Here is a 19,786-nt window from a genome sequence, read left to right on the forward strand (position 1 = left end):
GGTGCCCCGGCGGCGGCGAGGAGGTGTCGTGAGCGCCGAGGACCTCGAGAAGTACGAGACCGAGATGGAGCTCACCCTCTACCGGGAGTACCGGGACATCGTGTCCCAGTTCTCCTACGTGGTGGAGACGGAGCGCCGCTTCTACCTGGCCAACTCCGTGGACGTCGCGGCGCGCAACGCCGACGGCGAGATCTACTTCGAGGTCCGGATGTCCGACGCGTGGGTGTGGGACATGTACCGGCCCGCCCGGTTCGTCAAGAACGTCCGGGTGCTGACGTTCAAGGACGTCAACGTCGAGGAGCTGGACAAGCCGGAGCTGCGCCTGCCCGAGGGCAACCAGTTCGGCAGCTGAGCGCGCCGACTACCGCGCAGCACCGACGAAACGGCCCGCCGCGGGCCCGGCTGTCCCCAACCGGGGAGTTGTCCACAGCCTCGTCGAAAGCCGTCCCCGGGCCCGGTCCGCTCGCGGATGGTGGTCGCCATGGCAGCCAAGGACGTGCTCGGGCGCCGCGGCGAGGATCTCGCGGCGCACCACCTGCAGCAGCAGGGGTTGGTGATCCTCTCCCGCAACTGGCGGTGCCGCGAAGGTGAGCTCGACCTGGTCGCCACCGACGGGTCGAAGCTCGTGGTGGTCTGCGAGGTGAAGACGCGGTCGGCGGCCCGGTTCGGGTCGCCGGCCGAGGCGGTCACCCGGGTGAAGGCCCAGCGGATCCGCCGGGTCACCCAGGTCTGGCTGGCGACCCACCAGGTGCGCTGGGTCCAGCTCCGCTTCGACGTCGTGGGCGTGGTCGCCGAGCCGGGGCACCCGGTCGAGATCACCCACTACCGGGGTGCGTTCTGATGGGCCTCGCGCGCGCCTGGTCGGTCGCCCTGGTCGGGGTCGAAGGCAGGCTGGTCGAGATCGAGGCCGACGTCGGCGGCGGGCTGCCCGGCTTCCACCTGGTCGGGCTGCCCGACGCCGCGCTGAACGAGTCGCGCGACCGGGTCCGCGCGGCCATCGTCAACTCCGAGCGCGACTGGCCCAACGAGCGCATCGTGCTCGCGCTGTCGCCCGCCGACCTCCGCAAGGCGGGCAGCGGGTTCGACGTCGCACTGGCCTGCTGCCTGCTGGCCGCGGGCGGCACGGTCGAGCAGAACGCCCTCGACGGCACGGTGCTGCTGGGCGAGCTCGCGCTCGACGGCAGGCTGCGCCCGGTGCGCGGGGTGCTGCCCAGCCTGCTGGCCGCGCGCCGCGCCGGGATGCGCCGCGCGGTGGTGCCCGAGGCGGCGCTCGACGAGGCCTCGCTGGTGTCGGGCATCGAGGTGTTCGGCGCCGGTGCCCTGGACGACGTGCTCGCGTTCCTGTGCGAGGGCCGGGCGCTGGCCCGGCCGGGACCGGTGGCCGCGCCGCCCGAGCCCGACCCACCCGACCTCGCCGACGTCGTCGGCCAGGACGACGCCCGCCACGCCCTGGAGGTGGCCGCGGCGGGCGGGCACCACCTGCTGCTGGTGGGCCCGCCCGGCACCGGCAAGACCATGCTCGCCCAGCGGCTGGTCGGGCTGCTGCCCCGGCTCGACGCCGCCGAGGCGCTGGCGCTGGCCGCGGTCCGGTCGGTGGCCGGCAGGCTCCCGCCCAGCGGCGCGGTGAGCACGCTGCCCCCGATGATCGCCCCGCACCACTCCAGCTCGATGGCGGCGCTGATCGGCGGGGGCAGCGGGACGGCCAAGCCCGGTGCCGTGTCGCTGGCCCACCGCGGCGTGCTGTTCATGGACGAGGCCCCGGAGTTCGGGCCCAAGCTGCTCGACGCCCTGCGCACCCCGCTGGAGGACGGCCAGGTCCGGCTGGCCCGGGCCGACGGCACCGCCTGCTACCCGGCCCGGTTCCAGCTGGTCCTCGCGGCGAACCCGTGCCCGTGCGCTCCCGCGCACGACCGCGACTGCGTCTGCCCGTCCCTGGCCCGTCGCCGCTACCTGGGCCGGCTGTCCGGCCCGCTGCTCGACCGGGTCGACCTGCGCGCCCGGATGGTCCCGGTGACGGGGCTGTCCGGCGCGGTGGGGGAGGCCGAGGCCACGGCGGTGGTGCGGGCCAGGGTGCTCGCCGCCCGGGCCGCGGCCGCGCGGCGGTGGGCCGGGCGCTGGCGCACGAACGCGGAGGTACCCGGCCCGGTCCTGCGGACCGCGTTCGCGCTCCCGCGGGCCGTGGTCCGGCCGATCGACGCCGGTCTGGCCGCGGGCGACCTCACGGCCAGGGGTGCGGACCGCGCACTGAGGGTGGCGTGGACGCTCAGCGACCTGGCCGGCCGCGACCGACCCGACCGCGAGCACGTCGAGACGGCGCTGTTCTTCCGGGACCGGGGGGCGTGATGAGCGAGTGTGCGGGCGGATCGGCGTCATTTCCCCACCCGGCGGGGCCGAGCCGGGAGGTCCTGCTCGCCCGGGCCTACCTGTCGCGGGTCGCCGAGCCACCGGCCAGCGGGCTGGTCGCGCTGGTGGCCGAGGTGGGCCCGGTCGAGGCCGCCGAGCGGGTCCGCTCGGGCCACGTCGACCAGCGCGTCGCCACCGAGACGAGCGCCCGGCGCGACGTGCACCGGGCCGCGGCCGACCTGGCCGCGGCCGAGGTGGCCGGGCTGCGCCTGGTCACCCCGGAGCACGCCGAGTGGCCGGGCGAGGCGCTCGCCGCGTTCTCCGCGGACGGGCCGGGGGAGCTCACCGCGCCGCTCGCGCTGTGGGTGCGGGGCCGCGGCCGGCTCGACCGGATGTGCGGGCGGGCCGTCGCGGTCGTCGGCTCCCGGGCGGCCACCCGCTACGGCACGCAGCTGGCCGGGGAGCTGGCGGCGGGGGTGGCCGAGCGGGGCTGGACGGTGGTCTCCGGGGCCGCCATCGGGATCGACGGCGCCGCCCACCGCGGCGCGCTGGCCGTCGGCGGGCCGACGATCGCCGTGCTGGCCTGCGGGGCCGACCGCGCCTACCCGGCCGCCCACCAGGCCCTGCTGGAGCGGATCCTCGACGGCGGCGCGGTGCTCAGCGAGTACCCGCCGGGCTGCGTGCCGGGCCGGCACCGGTTCCTGGTCCGCAACCGGCTCATCGCCGGGCTCACCACGGGCACGGTCGTGGTCGAGGCGGGCCTGCGCAGCGGGGCCCAGCGCACCGCGGCCGACGCCACCGCACTGGGTCGCGACGTGCTGGCCGTCCCCGGCCCCGTCACCTCGGGCGTCTCGGCGGGCTGCCACCGGCTGATCCGGGAGGGTGCCACGCTCGTCACCCGGGCCGACGAGGTGCTGGAGGCGGTGGGTCGCATCGGCGCCGACCTGGCCGCCCCGCCGGTCCCCGGCCTCGACCGGGCCACCGACGGGTTGTCCGCGGCAGCTGCGCTGGTGCACGACGCGTTGCCGGCCCGCGCGGCCCGCGAGGCGGCGTGGTTGGCCCTGGAGGCGGGGGTACCGGTGGCGGCGGTGCGCGCCGCGCTGGTCGAGCTGGAGCGGCGCGGGCTGGTCCAGCACTTCGCGGGCCACTGGCAGCGCGCCGCGGGCTCCCGGCCATGACGCCGCGGGCGGTTCGGCGCGGGCCCTCCGCGCCCGCCGATCCCGATCGGGGCCGACGCGGTGACGGACACGCGCGACGGAGCTTGACCCACCGGCCCGGCTCCAACACCGTCGAGCGATGGACCCCCGCCCCGGCCCCCGCTCGTCCCGCCGCGCCGGCGATGCCGCGGTGGGCGGCGGCGGGGACGCGCCCGCCGGGCTCGCGCCCGCGGTCGCCGAGCAGCTCGACCGGTTCCTGCGCCACCTGGAGCTGGAGCGCGGGCGGTCGCGGCACACCGTGCGGGCCTACCGGGGCGACCTCACCACCCTGCTCACCGGGCTGGCCGACCTCACCGAGCTCGACCTGCGCGCCCTGCGCGGCTGGCTGACCGCCCAGCACACCGCCGGGGCGGGGCGCTCGACCCTGGCGCGGCGCGCGGCGGCCGCCCGCACGTTCACCGCCTGGGCCCGCCGCGACGGCCTCATCGAGACCGACCCCGGGGCCCGGCTGGCCTCGCCCCGCCCGCACCGCACGCTGCCCGCGGTGCCCGACGCCGAGCAGACCGCCGAGGTGCTCACCGCCGCCGAGTCCGGGTCCGCGCAGGGCGATCCGGTCGCCCTGCGCGACCGGCTGGTCCTGGAGCTGCTCTACGCGACCGGCGTGCGGGTCGGCGAGCTCTGCGGCCTCGACCTCGCCGACGTCGACCTCGACCGGCGCACCCTGCGCGTCGTCGGCAAGGGCGACCGGGAGCGCACGGTCGTGTTCGGCGTCCCGGCCGCGGCCGCGCTGCGCCGCTGGCTCGACGACGGGCGCCCGGCCCTCGTCCGCCCGACCTCGCCGCGGGCGCTGCTGCTCGGCGCCCGCGGGGGCCGCCTCGACCCGCGCGTCGCGCGCACGGTCGTCCACCGCGCGCTGGCCGCGGTGCCCGGCGCGCCCGACGTCGGCCCGCACGGTCTGCGGCACGCCGCCGCCACCCACATGCTCGAGGGAGGTGCCGACCTCCGCTACGTACAGGAATTGCTCGGTCACGCTAAGCTAGCCACCACTCAGCTCTACACGCATGTCACCGTCGAGCGGCTGAAGGTGGTCCATGAGCAGGCGCATCCCAGGGCATGAGCTGCGACTCCCTGGTGCGGCGCACGCCGGCGCGGTCGCGGCGCCCGTCCGGCTGGTCGGCGTGCCGACCGGCGCGGCCGCGGTCACGGACGGCCCCGCCGAGGTCGGGCCGGTGGTCGGCGCGGTGGCGCCGTCGGTCGACGAACTCTGGACGCGCTACCTCGCCCAGCCCACCCGGGACGTGCGCGACCACCTGGTCGTGCACTACACGGCCCTGGTGAGCGCGGTGGCCCACCGGGTGGCCGCCGGGCTGCCCGCGCACGTCGAGCTGGCCGACCTCGTGCAGTCGGGCGTGTTCGGGCTGATCGACGCGGTCGAGCGGTTCGACCCGGAGCGCAGCCCCCGCTTCGAGAGCTACGCGGCCCAGCGGATCCGCGGGGCCATCCTCGACGAGCTGCGCGCCCAGGACTGGGTGCCGCGCAGCGTCCGCGGCCGGGCTCGCGAGCTGGAGCGGGCCCAGGAGCGGCTGGAGGCGCGCTTGCTGCGCGCGGCGACCGACCGCGAGCTGGCCGGCGAGCTGGGGGTGCCGGTGCACGAGCTGCGCGGGCTCACCCGTCAGGTGCAGGTGGTCAGCGTGGAGGCGCTCGACGAGAGCAGCGGCGGGGCCTCGGAGCTGTTCGCCGACCACCACACCCCCGACCCGATGGCCACCGTGCAGGCCCGCGAGACGCTGCGCCAGCTGGCGATGGTGGTGGCCCAGCTGGGCGAGCGCGACCGCACCGTCGTCCGGCTCTACTACCTGGAGAACCGCACCCTGGCCGAGATCGGCCGGATGCTCGGCGTCACCGAGTCGCGGGTGTGCCAGCTGCACTCGCGACTGGTCGGCAGGCTGCGCGGGCGGCTGGAGGAGCTGGCCGCGGGCTGAGCGCCCGCGCACCCGTCAGAGCTCGCGCACCGGCCACGGCTCGGGCACCGGCAGCAGCCGCACCCGCGGCGGGCGCAGCAGGACCAACGGGTCGAGGTACTCGCCCGGGCCGCGGCGCACGCCCCAGTGCAGGCAGGCCGGGTCGGGGCAGCCGGCGTGGCCGGGGTCGAGCCGCCCCACCGGTTGCCCGGCGGCCACGGCGGCGCCCGTCGCGACCAGCGGCCGGACCGGCTGGTAGGTCGTGCGGAGGCCGTCGTCGTGCAGCACCGAGACGACCCCGGGCCCGCCGACGGGCCCGGCGAACACCACCGTGCCCGCCCTGGCCGCCAGCACCTCCGCGCCCGGCGCGCCGGCGAGGTCGACGCCGCGGTGGCCGGGTCCGTAGGGGTGCGCGGGCGGCCGGAACGGCGTGCGCACCGCGGGGACCGGGTGCAGCGGCCAGCCGTAGCGGGCCCCGGGGGCCGGACCGGGGGCCGGCGGGGTGCCGCGCGCGTCGGCGTCCGGCGATGGCGGGGGCGGGGGAGTGGGCCCGGGCTGGGCGGGCCGCACGGGTGGGCCGGGCGTCGTCGCCGCGGGTGCCGGAGCCGGCGCCCCGGCCGGCAGCGCCGCGGCCGCCGCGCAGACCGCGACCACGGCCAGGCAGGCGAGGACGGCCGCGGCCCGGGCCCGGCGCCGGTCCGGCCCCGGCGGCCCGGGTGGCTCGGGTGGCGGGGGTCGTTCAGGTGGAACGGGCGCCGGCTCCGGCTCCGTGAGCAGGCACGTCCGCATCGCGCGCTCGGTCAGCCGGCTCGGTCGCCGCCGGCGGGACCGGGTGGCGGTGGGCCGGCGCAGGGGCGGTTCGGTCATGCCCGCCAGGGTGCGTCCGCCCGCGTCGCGGCGGGGCGCGGATCGTCGCGGCTGTGGACGGCCGGCCCCGATGTGGACAACTCGGGGCACCGGATGAGCTGCGACCCGCCCGCGGCGTAGACTCGTGCTGCGGCTCGACGCAAGTCGGGCCGACTTCGCGTGCTCGCCATCCTCGCCCGCGGCCATCCGGCCCCGGGGTACGGGTAACGGCGGACGGGCGGTCCCGGGTTCGGACAACCGGGTCCGGTCGCCGACGCGAGCACCAGGGCGGTGTCGCCGACCGGCGCCCGCACAACCGCACGCGTGGCCGCCGGGCGACCACGCCGAACGAAGGGTGAGCACCGGCCGTGGCCGTCGTCACCATGAAGCAGTTGCTGGACTCGGGTGTGCACTTCGGGCACCAGACCCGCCGCTGGAACCCGAAGATGAAGCGCTACATCCTCACCGAGCGCAACGGCATCTACATCATCGACCTGCAGCAGACGCTGTCCTACATCGACCGCGCCTACGAGTTCGTCCGCGAGACCGTCGCGCACGGCGGGACGATCATGTTCGTCGGCACGAAGAAGCAGGCGCAGGAGGCCATCGCCGACGAGGCGGGCCGGGTCAACATGCCCTATGTCAACCAGCGCTGGCTGGGCGGCATGCTGACCAACTTCCAGACCGTGCACAAGCGGCTGCAGCGCATGAAGGAGCTGGAGTCGATGGAGCAGACGGGGGGCTTCGAGGGTCGCACCAAGAAGGAGATCCTCATGCTCACGCGCGAGAAGACCAAGCTCGAGAAGACCCTCGGCGGCATCCGGGACATGAGCAAGGTCCCGAGCGCGGTCTGGATCGTGGACACGAAGAAGGAGCACATCGCCGTCGGTGAGGCCCGCAAGCTGGGCATCCCGGTCGTGTCGATCCTCGACACCAACTGCGACCCCGACGAGGTCGACTACCCGATCCCGGGCAACGACGACGCGATCCGCTCGGCCGCGCTGCTGACCAAGGTCATCGCGCGCGCCGCGGCCGACGGCCTGATGGCCCGCTCGGCGCGCCGCGGCGAGGGCGAGGACAAGCCCGCCGAGGGTGCTCCGGCCGAGCCGCTGCCCGAGTGGGAGCAGGAGCTGCTGACCAGCGGCGCCGGCTCGGACGGCGCGAGCCTGGCCGCGCCCGGGGCGACCGGCGAGGGCCCCAACCCGACCGCCGAGGCCGCCCCCGCCACCACCAGCAACGGCACCCAGCAGACCGCGAGCTGACCGGAGTCGGGGGGGGGGGGGCGCCCCCCCCCCCCCCCCCCCCCCCCCCCCGCGGCCCCCCCCCCCCCCCCCCCCCCGCCGGGGGGGGGGGGGGGGGGGGGCGGCCCCCCCCCCCCCCCCCCCCCGCCACCCCTCGCGACCAGCCCCCACGAGAACGGACGAGAAGGCACCACGATGGCGAACTACACCGCCGCCGACGTCAAGAAGCTCCGCGACCTCACCGGTTCCGGGATGATGGACTGCAAGAAGGCTCTCGAGGAGTCCGACGGCAACATCGAGCAGGCCGTCGAGCTGCTGCGCATCAAGGGCGCCAAGGACGTCGGCAAGCGCGCCGGGCGCGACACCGCCAACGGGCTCGTGGCCGCCGCGGGCGGCACGATGGTCGAGCTGAACAGCGAGACGGACTTCGTCGCCAAGAGCGAGGACTTCCAGAACCTGTCCGACCGCATCCTGCGGGTCGCGGTCGAGGAGAAGCCCGCCGACCTCGAGGCCCTCAAGGCGACCAAGCTCGACGACGGCACCGTGCTCGACGCCGTGCAGTCGCTCTCGGCCCGCATCGGCGAGAAGCTCGAGCTCAAGCGCTACGTCCACGTCGACGGCCCGGTCGCGCTCTACCAGCACCGCCGCGCCTCCGACCTGCCGCCGGCCATCGGCGTCCTGGTCGCCTACGACGGCTCCGACGAGGAGGCGGCCAAGGGCGTCGCGATGCACATCGCCGCGGCCCGCCCGCAGTACCTCACCCGCGACGAGGTCCCCGGCGACGTGATCGAGAACGAGCGTCGCATCGCCGAGGCCACCGCCCGCGAGGAGGGCAAGCCCGAGCAGGTCCTGCCGCGCATCGTCGACGGCCGGGTCAACGGCTTCTACAAGGACGTCGTGCTGCTCGAGCAGGCATCGGTGCAGGACTCCAAGAAGACCGTCAAGGCGCTGCTGGACGACGCCGGCGTCTCGGTCAAGGAGTTCGTGCGCTTCGAGGTCGGCCAGGCCTGACGGCCGGGTTGGCGCGACGACGCGATGAGCGAGCCTGCGAGCGGATCATTCGACACAGCGCCCGCGCAGCGCCGACCGAGCGCCAGCGAGGGAGGACGATGAGCGACCTGAGGATCGGCCTCGACGGCACCCGCCCCGGCTTCCGCCGCGTGCTGCTCAAGCTCGGTGGTGAGATGTTCGGCGGCGGTGCCGTCGGGGTCGACCCGACGGTCGTCGAAGCCGTCGCCCGCCAGATCGCCGACGTGGTGAACGACGGCGCGCAGGTCGCCGTGGTCATCGGCGGCGGCAACTTCTTCCGCGGCTCCGAGCTGCAGCAGCGCGGCATGGACCGGGCCCGCGCCGACTACATCGGCATGCTCGGCACCGTGATGAACTGCCTCGCCCTGCAGGACTTCCTGGAGCGCGAGCACCACATCGACACCCGCGTGCAGACCGCCATCACGATGGGGCAGGTCGCCGAGGCCTACATCCCGCGCCGAGCCATCCGGCACCTGGAGAAGGGCCGCGTCGTGATCTTCGGCGCCGGTGTCGGGATGCCGTACTTCTCCACCGACACCGCGGGCGCGCAGCGCGCCCTGGAGATCGGGGCCGAGGTACTGCTGCTGGCCAAGGGCGTCGACGGTGTCTTCACCGCCGATCCGAAGATCCACGCCGACGCCAAGCTCTACGAGGAGATCTCCCATCGCGAGGTCCTCGAGCAGGGTCTGAAGGTCGCCGACGCGACGGCGTTCAGCCTCTGCATGGACAACAAGATGCCGATCATCGTGTTCAACCTGCTGCTGGAGGGGAACATCGCGCGGGCGGTGCGCGGTGAGAGGATCGGGACCCTCGTCAGCACGCCCGACTGGGCGGACGGTGCGGGGCCCGGCCCCGGACCGGGCGAAGCTTCGAGCACAGCACCGGGCACAGGGCAGGAAGGTAGGGAGCAGCCGTGATCGACGAGGCGCTGTTCGACGCCGAGGAGAAGATGGAGAAGGCCGTCTCGGTGGCCAAGGACGACCTGGCCAGCGTGCGCACCGGCCGGGCGACGCCCAACATGTTCTCCCGCGTCGTGGTCGACTACTACGGCGCGCCGACGCCGATCAACCAGCTGGCCTCCATCAACGTGCCGGAGGCCCGGATGGCGGTGATCAAGCCGTACGACGCCAGCCAGCTCCGGCAGCTCGAGAAGGCCATCCGCGACTCCGACCTGGGCCTCAACCCGAGCAACGACGGCCAGATCATCCGCGTGGTGATCCCGCCGCTGTCGGAGGAGCGCCGCCGGGAGATGGTCAAGGTCGCCCGCGGCAAGGGCGAGGACGCCCGGGTCACGGTGCGCAACATCCGCCGCAAGGCGATGGACGAGCTGCACCGCATCGTCCGCGACGGCGAGGCCGGCGAGGACGAGGTCTCCCGCGCGGAGAAGGAGCTGCAGGGCACGACCGACAAGTACGTGCACCAGATCGACGACCTGGTCAAGCACAAGGAAACCGAACTGCTCGAGGTGTGAGACACCGTCCGTGACCGCTTCATCCTCCGACCACCTGCCCGCGGTCGTGCCGCCGGCCCGACGCGCATCGCGCGCCGGGCGGAACCTGGGTGCGGCGGTCGCCGTCGGGGCCGGGCTGGGCGCGGTCATCATCGGCTCGCTGCTGATCGAGCGGCACGTCTTCATCGGAGTGCTGGCGCTGGCCACGCTGGTCGCCACCTGGGAGCTCGCCGGGGCGATGCGGCGCGGGGTGGGCATCGAGGTCCCGTTGCCGGTCCTGCTCGTCGGCGGCCAGGCGATGGTTTGGCTGGCCTGGCCGTTCGGCGCGGCCGGGCAGGCGGTCTCGTTCGCGCTCACCGCCATCGCGGTGATGCTGTGGCGGATGCGGGCGGGTGCGGCGCACTTCGTCCGCGACGTCACGGCGGGTCTGTTCGTCGCGGCCTACGTGCCGCTGTTCTGCTCGTTCGCCACCCTGATGACGGTGCCCGAGGACGGCGTGGGCCGGGTGCTCACGTTCATGATCTGCGTGGTCGGCTCCGACATCGGCGGCTACGTGGCCGGGGTGACCGCGGGGCGGCACCCGATGGCCCCCACGATCAGCCCGAAGAAGTCCTGGGAGGGCTTCGCCGGCTCGCAGATCGCGGGCATGGCCGCCGGGGCGCTCTCGGTGTGGCTGCTGCTCGGCGGGCAGTGGTGGGCCGGTGCGCTCACCGGCGCGCTGCTCGTGGTCACCGCCACCCTCGGCGACCTGGTCGAGTCGATGATCAAGCGCGACCTCGGGATCAAGGACATGGGCAACATCCTGCCCGGCCACGGCGGGCTGATGGACCGGATGGACTCGCTGCTGCCCACGGCCGTGGTCAGCTGGGCGGTGCTGGGCCTGCTGGTGCCCGTCCCCGTCGGGTGAGGTCGTTCCGCCGGGCCGCGGCCGAGCGGCCCATCCCCAGCCCGAACATCTGGCACTGGCCGGAGGTGTACGAGCGGGAGAACGAGGCCCAGGACGCCGACGGCGCGCTGTGGGCCGCGTTGCGCGAGTTGGCCCCGTGGGCCGGCGCCGACGTGCTCGACGTGGGCTGCGGCGACGGCTTCCACCTGCCGCGGTTCGCGGCCGAGGCGGCCTCGGTGACCGGGGTCGAGCCGTACGCGCCGCTGGTGGAGCGCGCCCGGCACCGCGTCGGCGACACCGCCGCGGTGCTGCGGGCGGGGGCGGCCGACCTGCCGCTGCCCGACGCGAGCGTGGACCTGGTGCACGCCCGCACCGCCTACTTCTTCGGTCCCGGCTGCGAACCCGGGCTCGCCGAGGCCCGCCGGGTGCTGCGGCCGGGAGGCAGGATCGCGATCGTCGACCTGGACGCCACCGTCGGGCCCTACGGCGGCTGGATGCGCGCCGACATCCCGCACTACGACCCGGTCGCGGTCGAGCGGTTCTTCGAGCGGGAGGGCTTCGCGCTGCGCAGGGTGGCCACCCGGTGGGTCTTCCCGGACCGGGAGACCTGCGAGTCGGTGCTGCGCATCGAGTTCAGCCCGCGGGTCGCGGCGCGCGCGGTGGCCGAGACGACCGGTCCGGCGCTCGGCGTCGGCTACCGGCTGCACGTGCAGCGGGTCGGCGCGCTCAGCGCGCCCTGAGCCCGCGACCGCCCGGCCCGCCGATCCGGATACCGTGGGGGCATGCGTGAACCGGCTGCGCGCCCTGTCCCGGTGCCGTACCTGGAGCCCGTCGTCGGCGCCGCCTGGTGGACGATCGGCACCAGCGCCCTGAAGGGCGGCACCGGCACCCTGGTGCTGGCGCTCGGGCTCGGGCTCAGCGGGGGGCTGCTGGTCGCACTGCACCGCAGGCACGGCACCGGCGTGCGGCTCGCGTCCGGGGCCCGCGGGAAGTTCCTGCGCACCGTCGGCATCACCGCGGCGCTGCTGGCGGTCTCGGGCAGCGTGCTCGGGTACTTCAGCCTCGGCGAGCTCGTGGTCCCGCTGGGCGCGGTGCTGGTGGGCCTGGCGTCGATCTCGCTGGCCGCGGTGCTCGACGAGCGCCCGCTGGTCGCCGCGGGCGCGCTGATGCTGGTGCTGGGCGCGGCCGGGGCGGTGCTGGCCCTGCGCTCGGCGGGCGCCCTGTACCCGGTCGGAGCGGTCGGTCTGATCGCGGGCCTGCTGTACTGGCTGATCGCGGCGCACCGCGGTGGGCTGCTCGACCCCCGCCGCCTGCGGTCCGAGGCGCGCACTCAGCGCCACCCGCAGCCGCCGCCGGTCGGGCCGGCGCGCCGGGGCGACACGCGCAGGCTGCCCCTGCCGGGGGAGCAGGACCCCGCTCGCCGGGGACGGTAGCCGCGCGCCGGCGGCACATCGCCGCCGGCATGGCGCTCACCCGCCAGGGCCCCGCAGGGGGTCGGCGTGTTCGCCTGCCCGACCGACGGCATCTCCCCCTGCCGGGGGAGCGGGATCCCGCTCGCCGGGGACGGTCGGCGCGCGGCGGCGGAGCATCGTCGTCGGCATGGCGCTCACCCACCGCACCGGCCCGCACCGGCCGGCCCCCGCACCCGTCCCCGGCCCGTTCCGCGGGCCCACCCTGCTGCCCGCGGCCGCCGCGACCTGGTCGGCGCTGGCCGTCCTGCTCGGCCTGTGGTGGTGGGCGACCGGCGGCTACCCGTTCGGCCCGGCCGACCCGCAGGGGGAGGGCACCGTGCTCGGCGCGCTGCCCGCCGCGGCCGGGCCGCCGCTGCTGATGGCGGCGGGCGCGGTGGGCGTCCTGGTCGCGGTGGTCGCCGCGGTCCGCGCCCAGCGGATCGCGGCCGGGCGCCTGCCGGGCGCCGCATCGGCGGTCGTCGTCGTGGCGACGGCGGTGGTCTACGGGATCGCGTTCGTGCTGCTGGCCCCCGGGCTGTCGCTGCTGGTGCTGCTCGGCTACCTGATGGCCGCGTTCGGCCCGGTGGTGCTGCTGGGCACCCTGCTCGCCGGCGCGCTGCGCTCGCGGCTGGCCGCGGCCGTCGCCGCCGTGCTGGTGCTGGTCCTGTTGGCGGCGTGGGTGAGCGGGGTGGCCGACGGCGCCGTCGTCGGCAGGTGGGCGGCCGCGTTCGGGGCGGGCCTGGCGCGCACGGCGCCGCGGTCCCTCGCCGTGCTGTTCCTGGCCGCGGGCGGTGCGCTGTGGCTCGCGGTGGGCTGGGCGACCGCGCGGAGGGCGTCCGGCGGTGCATCCGCCGCGTGGACCCGGCCGGCGGCCGCCGCCCGCTGGGGCCGGATCGCCACGGTCATCGCGGTGCTGTGCCCGCTGCCGTACGCCCTGCTGCGCGCCACCTGGCTGACCCCGTGGCCGCTGGGTGTGCCGGAGGGCACGGAGCTGCAGGTGGTGGGGGAGATGCGGCTGCAGGGCCTGCTGCTGGGCGGCGCCGCGGTGGCGGGCGCGGTCCTCACGGCCGGCCTGGTCGCGCGTTGGGGCGAGGTGTGGCCGCGGTGGATGCCGGGGCTGCGCGGGCGCCCGGTCCCGGTGGCCGCGGCGGCGGTGCCCGGCGCCCTGGTCGCGCTGGTGATCTGCTCGGCCGCGGTGCCGATGGCCGCGATGGCGGTGGCCGCCGGCGAGCCGTGGCTGCAGCTGGTCTTCCCGCTGCCGGTGTGGGGACCCGCGCTGGGCGCGGCCACCCTGGGGTACGTACTGCGCCGGCGGGGTGAGCGGGAGCGACCTGGCACAATCGAAGGGTCATGACTGCGCAGCCCAGCACCCTCCCCCTCGTCTTCGACGCGCCCCGGCGCACGCCGACCCCGCGTCACCTCGCCGACCTCGACCCGGCCGACCGCCGGGCCGAGGTCGCCGCGCTGGGTCTGCCCGGCTTCCGCGCCGACCAGCTCGCCCGCCACTACTTCGCCCGGCTGACCGCCGACCTCGACGCGATGACCGACCTGCCGGCCCCGGCCCGCGAGGCGCTCGGCGCCCTGCTCCCCCCGCTGGTCACCCCGGTCCTGGAGCAGGCCTGCGACGACGGCACCACCCGCAAGACCCTCTGGAAGGGCCACGACGGCGCCCGCGCCGAGTCGGTGCTGATGGGCTACCCCGATCGGGCCACCGTCTGCATCTCCAGCCAGGCCGGCTGCGGGATGGCCTGCCCGTTCTGCGCCACCGGCCAGGGCGGCCTGCAGCGCAACCTGTCCACCGGCGAGATCGTCGAGCAGGTCCGCCAGGCCGCCGCGGCCGCCCGCGACGGCGCCCTGGGCGCCCCCGCCCGGTTGTCCAACGTGGTCTTCATGGGCATGGGCGAGCCGCTGGCCAACTACAAGCGGGTCGTGGCGGCGCTGCGCCGGATCACCGAGCCCGCCCCGGACGGGCTGGGCATCTCCGCCCGGGGGGTCACCGTCTCGACGGTGGGCCTGGTCCCGGCGATCGACAAGCTGGCCGCCGAGGGGCTCCCGGTCACCCTCGCGGTCTCCCTGCACACCCCGGACGACGAGCTGCGCGACACGCTCGTCCCGGTGAACAACCGCTGGAACGTCGCCGAGGTCCTCGACGCCACCCGCCGCTACGCCCAGACGACCGGCAGACGGGTCTCCATCGAGTACGCGCTGATCCGCGACGTCAACGACCACCCGTGGCGGGCGGCGCTGCTGGCCAAGCTGCTGCGCCAGCGGGTGGGCACCAAGCGGGTGCACGTCAACCTCATCCCGCTCAACCCCACCCCGGGCAGCGAGTGGGACGCCTCGCCGCGCCCCGTGCAGGACGAGTTCGTGCGGATCGTGCAGGACGCAGGCGTCGCCTGCACCGTGCGCGACACCCGGGGCCGGGAGATCGCCGCGGCCTGCGGCCAGCTCGCCGCCCAGGGGTAGCCCCGTTCAGGCCGCGGGGCGCAGCTCCCACTCCCGCGGCATCGCCGGCCCGATCCACGACTTCGCGAACACCCGCCTGCGCAGCGGCGGCACCGCGCCGCAGAGCCGGAAGAACGCCCGCGTCACCGCCGCCCCCGCGGCTCCGGCGGCCAGGGCCTGGTCCTGCTGCTCCAGCGAGTAGCGCACCGCCGCCGGGCCGTACTCGCGCATCTCGGCCTCGTACTCGGCCACGGCCGGCAGCAGGTCGCGCTCGCCGCGGTGCACGGCGGGCAGCAACCGGCCCAGGAGGTGCGCGTCGCGCAGCGCGGTGTTCCCGCCGAGGCCGCCGATCGGCGGCATGGCGTGGATCGCGTCCCCGAGCACCGTCACCGGGCCGGCCGGCCACGGCGCCGGCGGGAGGGTGCTGTGGAAGGCGGTGGCGGTGCGGCTGTGCGGATCGGCCTCGGCCAGCGCCCGCCGCAGCGCCGGGTGCCAGCCCGCGACCAGCACGTCCACCATGATGCGCAGGGCGTCGGCGTCGAGGTCGGCGAGGTCGGGTGGCAACGCGTCGGTGCGGGCCACCAGCGCGCACAGCAGGTAGGGGCGACCGGCGCCGCGCGGCGGCTCGAACACCGACGTGAACAGGAAGAACGGGGCGTCGGTGGACACGACGTTCATCCCGGTGCGCAGCCGTGCGGGCAGCGCGGCGCGCACCTCGTCGGTGAGCCAGATCTTGTTGGCGATGCCGGTGGCACCCGTCGGCCGCGGTCGCACGGTGGGCAGCAGCCGGCGGCGGACCCGCGACCGGACCCCGTCGGCGCCGACGAGCAGGTCGGCGTCGGTCGTGCGCCCGTCGGCGAAGCGGGCGCGCACCCGCCCGTCGGGCAGGAGGTCGTAGTCGACGAACTCCGCGCCGTACCGCACGACGTCGTCCAGCCCGTCGGCCAGGAGGCGGCGCAGCACGGCGCGGTCGGCGGCGTAGTGGTCCTCGGCGGGATCGCTCGGCCCCGCCGGGTACATGATCGACTCCTCGACGACGACCAGCTCGTCGAGCTGCTCGGTCAGGAAGCCGAAGTCGCCGCCGGGCCCGGCCGTCTCCCGGAACTCCCGCCAGGCCCGGGCGGGCAGGCAGGCGTGCAGGGCGCGGGCGCCCGTGGGGTTGACGTGGATGCGGTAGCCCTCCCAGCGCCCGCCCACCGCGGCGTCCCGCTCGTGGACCTCGACGTCGACACCGGACCGGTGCAGGGACTGGGCGAGCCCCAGCCCGCCGATGCCGCCCCCGACCACGACCACCTTCATGGCTGTTCCCCTCGGTCACCGATCACCATGGCCTCCAGCTGCGCGAACACCGGCCCCGCTGCCGCCGGGGCGAGCCGGACCCCCTTCGCCGTGGCGATCACCAGCTCGGTGGTCACCGCCACGTCCAGCGGTGCGGCCCAGGCCCCGGCGGCGTTGCCCGCGGTGAGCACGTCGGACAGCACCTCCCGCCACCCGGCCTCGTGGCGCCGCAGTGCGTCGTCGACCGCGGGATCGCGCCGGGCCCGCAGGTCGAGCTCGACGGTGACGACGAACAGCTCGGGCCGTTCGTCGAGCATCCGGCGCAGCCCCGCCAGGTGCTCGCGCAGCGCCCGCGCGGGATCGGGCGGTCCGTCGCCGAGCACCCAGAACTGGCGCGTGGCGTACTCGGCGACCGCGAGCACCAGGTCCTGCTTGGTCGCGAAGTGGTGGTGCAGCGTCGAGTGGTCGATGCCGACGTCCTCGGCGACCTGGCGCAGCCGCAGGCCCTCGAACCCGGCCTCGGCGACCCGGCGGAAGGCCGCCAGCACGAGTTGCTCACGGCGCCCGCTCTCCACTCCACCAACCACTTGGTTGAGGCTAGGGCACAGCGTTCGCCCCCGGCAAGCGGGTGGGGGTGGACCTCGCTCGTGCACGAGATCGTGATGGGCCTGGTGGGTGCCCGGACCGGGCACTTCCGGTTCGAGTCGGGCCACCACGGCGAGCTGTGGCTCGAGCTCGACGCCGTGTTCTCCTCGGCGGCCGCCCTCGAGCCGGCGATCGGGGCGGTGGCCGAACGGTGAGTGCGGATCACGGTCCTGGCCGTGATCCGCACTCACGAGTCCTGGACGCCCAGGACGTCGGCGAGGTCGAACGAGACGGGCCGTTCGAGCTGCTCGTAGGTGCACGACTCGGGATCGCGGTCGGGCCGCCAGCGCACGAACTGCGCGGTGTGCCGGAACCGGACGCCCTCCATGTAGTCGTAGCGCACCTCGACCACCCGCTCCGGGCGCAGCGGCACGAACGACAGGTCCTTGCCGGCGTTCCAGCGGCTCACCTCGTTCTTGCGCGGGGTGCGCTCGCCCTGCAGGTGCGCCGCCCAGTTCCACGGGTGGCCCTCGAAGTCGGTGACCAGCGGCTGCATCTCGACGAACAGCTCCCGGCGCACGGCCATCGGGAAGGCCCCGATCACCCCGACCGAGGCGAGCGTCCCGCGTTCGTCGTGCAGGCCCAGCAGCAGTGACCCGATGGCGTCCGGGCCGGACTTGTGCACGCGGTAGCCGGCCACCACGCAGTCGCACGTGCGCTCGTGCTTGATCTTGGCCATCACCCGCTTGTCGGGCTGGTAGACCTCGTCGGGCTGCTTGGCGATCAGCCCGTCCAGGCCCGCCCCCTCGAACTGCTCGAACCACTGCTGCGCGCGCTCGTGGTCGTCGGTGAGCGGGGTGATGTGCACGGGCGGAGCGGCCGAGGCCAGCGCCTGCTCCAGTCGGGCCCGGCGTTCGCTGAACGGGCGCTCGGTGAGGTCCTCGTCGCCCACGGCCAGCAGGTCGAAGGCGATGAAGCTGGCCGGGGTCTGCTCGGCCAGCAGGGTCACCCGGGACACCGCCGGGTGGATGCGCTGCTGGAGGGCCTCGAAGTCGAGGGTGTTGCGGGCGGTGTCGGCCACCACGATCTCGCCGTCGATCACCGCGCGGTCCGGGAAGTTGGCCTTGACCGCCTCCACGACCTCCGGGAAGTAGCGGGTCATCGGGCGCTCGTTGCGGCTGCCGATCTCCACCTCGTCGCCGTCGCGGAAGATGATCGAGCGGAAGCCGTCCCACTTGGGCTCGTAGAGCCGGCCCGTCGGGATCTTCGCGATCGGCTTGGCCAGCATCGGCTTCACCGGGGGCATCACGGGGAGGTCCACGCAGGTCATCCTGCCCCCCACGGCAAGCAGGCGACCGGCGGGCACCCGATCGGGGTGGCGGGCGCGGCCGTTCAGTCGTCGAGCCCGGCGACGAACCGGGTCAGCAGGTCGGCGAAGGCCGCGCGCTCGTGCGCGGTCCACCCGTCCATGGCGGCGCTGAACCGGGCCCGCCGGTGCTCGTGCAGCCGGGCCAGCCGGTCGCGCCCCGCGGTGGTCAGCGCGAGCCGGGAGCGGCCGTCGGCCTGGTCGGCCTCCCGTCGCAGCAGGCCGGCCCCGACGGCGGCGGCTCATGGCCGGGATCGAGCCCGCGGAGTACGCGGCCACCGTCGACGTGCTGCGCCGGATGGCGGCCAACGCGGGAGCGGGCTGAGCGGGCACGATGCCGGGGTGCCTGCGCCGACCCCCGCCGAGCTCGCCGCCGCCCGCGACCGGACGATCGACGACGTCCTGCCCGGCCCGGGCGACCCGCCCCTGCGCGTGCTGTTCTGCGGCATCAACCCCGGGCTGGTCTCCGCCGCGACCGGCCACCACTTCGCCCGCCCCGGCAACCGGTTCTGGCCCGCCCTGCACGCCTCCGGGTTCACCCCGCGCCGCCTCCTCCCGGCCGAGCAGGGCGAGCTGGCGGCCCTGGGCCTCGGCATCACCAGCATGGCCCCCCGCGCCACCGCCCGCGCCGACGAGCTGTCCGGCGCCGAGCTGGTGGCCGGTGGCCGGCGGCTGCGGAACCTGGTCGATCGGGTGCGCCCGGCGTGGCTGGCCGTCGTCGGCATCACCGCGTACCGCACCGCCTTCGCCCTGCCCAAGGCCACCGTCGGCCCCCAGGACGAGCGCTGGGGCCCGACCCGGATCTGGGTCCTGCCCAACCCCAGCGGCCTCAACGCGCACTGGACGCCCGCCGGGCTGGCCGCCGAGTTCGCCCGCCTGCGGGAGGCGGCGTCCTGAGCCGCAGCCGGCTTCACATCCGAGACCGCAGCACATCGACTTCGCAGCCCGGCAGGAACGGGTCGAAGCCGTGCTCGATCAGCCAGCGGATGTTGTGCAGGCTTCGCAGCGACCACCACCCGCGGATCACGTCGAGGTCGACGTCGGCGCCGTAGCCGCTGAGGACATCACCCAGGCGCTCCTCGTGCCCGAACGTCAAGGTGGCGAGGTCGTACAGGGCATCACCCCGGCCCGCCTCGGACCAGTCGATCACGCCGGTGATCTCGTCGCCGTCGACGAAGACGTGGTCGAGCTGCAGGTCGCCGTGCGTGAACGCCGGTGTCCACGGCCGGAGCGCGGCCTCGGCGATCCCGCGGTTGCGCGTGACCAGGTCGACGGGGAGGACGCGCTCGGCGACGAGCCACTCGCATCGGCTGTCGAGGTGCGCCGCGATCTCGTCGGGTGTCCGACCGGGCCATGGCGGCAGCGGCGCGTCGTGCAGCCTCCGTGCGGCGGCACCCGCGGCGGCCCACGCCCCCGGCGACGCGATCGACGGTTCGCCGAGGCGGCCGAGTGCGGTCCCCGGGAGGGCGGCGAGCGCGAGCACGGGCGGCTTGCGCCAGAGGATCTCCGGGGTCGGGACCGGCGCCACGGCCATCGCCTCGGCCTCGACGTCGATGCGCGTCCGATCGGCGTCGATCTTCAAGAACACCTCACCGACCCGCAGCGTCGCGCGCTCCTGGTGGGCGACGACGACCTCGACCTCGTGCACGTCGGTCATTGTCGCGGAGATCACCACCCCAGCGGTGGAAGACGACTCAGAGCGTGTTTGAGAAGGGCGCGTGTCTGCGTGACCGATCCGGCTTGATCGT

General features: G+C 75.6%; 21 protein-coding genes and 1 pseudogene. 17 read left to right on the forward strand and 5 right to left on the reverse strand.

Going from position 1 to position 19,786, the window contains the following annotated elements; all coding sequences use genetic code 11:
- Window positions 1-28: 28 nt before the first annotated feature.
- From KDL28_RS04865 to KDL28_RS04890, 6 genes are all read left to right on the forward strand, one after another.
- Window positions 29-352: a DUF2469 domain-containing protein gene (locus KDL28_RS04865; RefSeq protein ID WP_214407910.1), complete on the forward strand. Its 324-nt coding sequence runs from the start codon at window positions 29-31 to the stop codon at window positions 350-352.
- 129 nt (window positions 353-481) lie between these two features.
- Complete coding sequence (locus KDL28_RS04870; protein ID WP_252435982.1) at window positions 482-841, forward strand: YraN family protein; 360 nt, start codon at window positions 482-484, stop codon at window positions 839-841.
- Entirely contained in the window at window positions 841-2,343 is a 1,503-nt protein-coding gene (locus KDL28_RS04875) for a YifB family Mg chelatase-like AAA ATPase (protein WP_252435983.1), read from the forward strand. The genes KDL28_RS04870 and KDL28_RS04875 overlap by 1 nt, the downstream gene beginning before the upstream one ends.
- Window positions 2,343-3,521: a DNA-processing protein DprA gene (gene dprA, locus KDL28_RS04880; RefSeq protein WP_252435984.1), complete on the forward strand. Its 1,179-nt coding sequence runs from the start codon at window positions 2,343-2,345 to the stop codon at window positions 3,519-3,521. Before KDL28_RS04875 ends, dprA begins: the two co-directional genes overlap by 1 nt.
- A 118-nt stretch (window positions 3,522-3,639) precedes the next feature.
- Window positions 3,640-4,617: a tyrosine recombinase XerC gene (locus tag KDL28_RS04885; RefSeq protein WP_252435985.1), complete on the forward strand. Its 978-nt coding sequence runs from the start codon at window positions 3,640-3,642 to the stop codon at window positions 4,615-4,617.
- Window positions 4,592-5,482, forward strand: coding sequence for a FliA/WhiG family RNA polymerase sigma factor (locus KDL28_RS04890; RefSeq protein ID WP_252435986.1), 891 nt, complete (start codon window positions 4,592-4,594; stop codon window positions 5,480-5,482). Before KDL28_RS04885 ends, KDL28_RS04890 begins: the two co-directional genes overlap by 26 nt.
- A gap of 15 nt (window positions 5,483-5,497) precedes the next feature.
- Here KDL28_RS04890 and KDL28_RS42040 read toward each other — a convergent pair whose 3' ends face one another.
- Window positions 5,498-6,328: a M23 family metallopeptidase gene (locus KDL28_RS42040; protein ID WP_372496889.1), complete on the reverse strand. Its 831-nt coding sequence runs from the start codon at window positions 6,326-6,328 to the stop codon at window positions 5,498-5,500.
- Window positions 6,329-6,675: 347 nt separating this feature from the next.
- Between KDL28_RS42040 and rpsB the strand changes: the two genes are divergently transcribed.
- The 9 genes and pseudogenes from rpsB (at window position 6,676) to rlmN (ending at window position 14,830) form a co-directional block, all read left to right on the forward strand.
- Window positions 6,676-7,569 carry a 30S ribosomal protein S2 gene (rpsB, locus tag KDL28_RS04900; RefSeq protein WP_252435987.1) on the forward strand — a complete coding sequence of 298 codons (894 nt, stop codon included), beginning with the start codon at window positions 6,676-6,678 and terminating at the stop codon, window positions 7,567-7,569.
- A 174-nt stretch (window positions 7,570-7,743) separates the two neighbouring features.
- Window positions 7,744-8,559: a translation elongation factor Ts gene (gene tsf, locus KDL28_RS04905; RefSeq protein WP_252435988.1), complete on the forward strand. Its 816-nt coding sequence runs from the start codon at window positions 7,744-7,746 to the stop codon at window positions 8,557-8,559.
- 98 nt (window positions 8,560-8,657) lie between these two features.
- Window positions 8,658-9,401: pseudogene (gene pyrH, locus KDL28_RS04910) on the forward strand (UMP kinase); the annotation flags it as partial.
- 89 nt (window positions 9,402-9,490) lie between these two features.
- Window positions 9,491-10,048 carry a ribosome recycling factor gene (frr, locus tag KDL28_RS04915; protein WP_252435989.1) on the forward strand — a complete coding sequence of 186 codons (558 nt, stop codon included), beginning with the start codon at window positions 9,491-9,493 and terminating at the stop codon, window positions 10,046-10,048.
- Between the two features lie 10 nt (window positions 10,049-10,058).
- Window positions 10,059-10,934 (forward strand): phosphatidate cytidylyltransferase, encoded by an 876-nt coding sequence (locus KDL28_RS04920; RefSeq protein ID WP_252435990.1) that lies wholly within the window; start codon window positions 10,059-10,061, stop codon window positions 10,932-10,934.
- Window positions 10,931-11,653, forward strand: coding sequence for a class I SAM-dependent methyltransferase (locus KDL28_RS04925; RefSeq protein ID WP_252435991.1), 723 nt, complete (start codon window positions 10,931-10,933; stop codon window positions 11,651-11,653). The genes KDL28_RS04920 and KDL28_RS04925 overlap by 4 nt, the downstream gene beginning before the upstream one ends.
- Before the next feature lie 42 nt (window positions 11,654-11,695).
- Window positions 11,696-12,346 carry a hypothetical protein gene (locus KDL28_RS04930; RefSeq protein ID WP_252435992.1) on the forward strand — a complete coding sequence of 217 codons (651 nt, stop codon included), beginning with the start codon at window positions 11,696-11,698 and terminating at the stop codon, window positions 12,344-12,346.
- 166 nt (window positions 12,347-12,512) lie between these two features.
- Entirely contained in the window at window positions 12,513-13,718 is a 1,206-nt protein-coding gene (locus tag KDL28_RS04935) for a hypothetical protein (protein WP_252435993.1), read from the forward strand.
- A complete protein-coding gene (rlmN, locus tag KDL28_RS04940; protein ID WP_252435994.1) occupies window positions 13,715-14,830 on the forward strand; it encodes a dual-specificity RNA methyltransferase RlmN in 1,116 nt (371 codons plus the stop codon). Before KDL28_RS04935 ends, rlmN begins: the two co-directional genes overlap by 4 nt.
- A gap of 6 nt (window positions 14,831-14,836) precedes the next feature.
- Here the strand turns inward: rlmN and KDL28_RS04945 are convergent, their stop codons facing one another.
- Together KDL28_RS04945 and KDL28_RS04950 are read right to left on the reverse strand one after the other, a co-directional pair.
- Window positions 14,837-16,108, reverse strand: coding sequence for an FAD-dependent oxidoreductase (locus KDL28_RS04945; RefSeq protein ID WP_252435995.1), 1,272 nt, complete (start codon window positions 16,106-16,108; stop codon window positions 14,837-14,839).
- Window positions 16,105-16,674 (reverse strand): TetR/AcrR family transcriptional regulator, encoded by a 570-nt coding sequence (locus tag KDL28_RS04950; RefSeq protein WP_252435996.1) that lies wholly within the window; start codon window positions 16,672-16,674, stop codon window positions 16,105-16,107. The genes KDL28_RS04945 and KDL28_RS04950 overlap by 4 nt, the downstream gene beginning before the upstream one ends.
- Before the next feature lie 60 nt (window positions 16,675-16,734).
- On the opposite strand from KDL28_RS04950, the gene KDL28_RS04955 reads away from it, so the two are divergent.
- Entirely contained in the window at window positions 16,735-16,887 is a 153-nt protein-coding gene (locus KDL28_RS04955; protein ID WP_252435997.1) for a hypothetical protein, read from the forward strand.
- A gap of 32 nt (window positions 16,888-16,919) precedes the next feature.
- Here the strand turns inward: KDL28_RS04955 and KDL28_RS04960 are convergent, their stop codons facing one another.
- Window positions 16,920-17,993, reverse strand: a complete 1,074-nt coding sequence (locus KDL28_RS04960) for an ATP-dependent DNA ligase (protein WP_252435998.1) — start codon at window positions 17,991-17,993, stop codon at window positions 16,920-16,922.
- A 387-nt stretch (window positions 17,994-18,380) separates the two neighbouring features.
- Here KDL28_RS04960 and mug point away from each other — a divergent pair, with 387 nt between their 5' ends.
- The gene (gene mug, locus KDL28_RS04965) at window positions 18,381-18,935 is read left to right on the forward strand and encodes a G/U mismatch-specific DNA glycosylase (protein WP_252435999.1); all 555 of its coding nucleotides are present in this window, start codon (window positions 18,381-18,383) and stop codon (window positions 18,933-18,935) included.
- 13 nt (window positions 18,936-18,948) lie between these two features.
- Here mug and KDL28_RS04970 read toward each other — a convergent pair whose 3' ends face one another.
- Window positions 18,949-19,710, reverse strand: a complete 762-nt coding sequence (locus tag KDL28_RS04970) for a phosphotransferase family protein (RefSeq protein WP_252436000.1) — start codon at window positions 19,708-19,710, stop codon at window positions 18,949-18,951.
- Between the last annotated feature and the right edge of the window lie 76 nt (window positions 19,711-19,786).

This window comes from Pseudonocardia humida (genome assembly GCF_023898865.1).
Taxonomy (GTDB): Bacteria; Actinomycetota; Actinomycetes; order Mycobacteriales; family Pseudonocardiaceae; genus Pseudonocardia; species Pseudonocardia humida.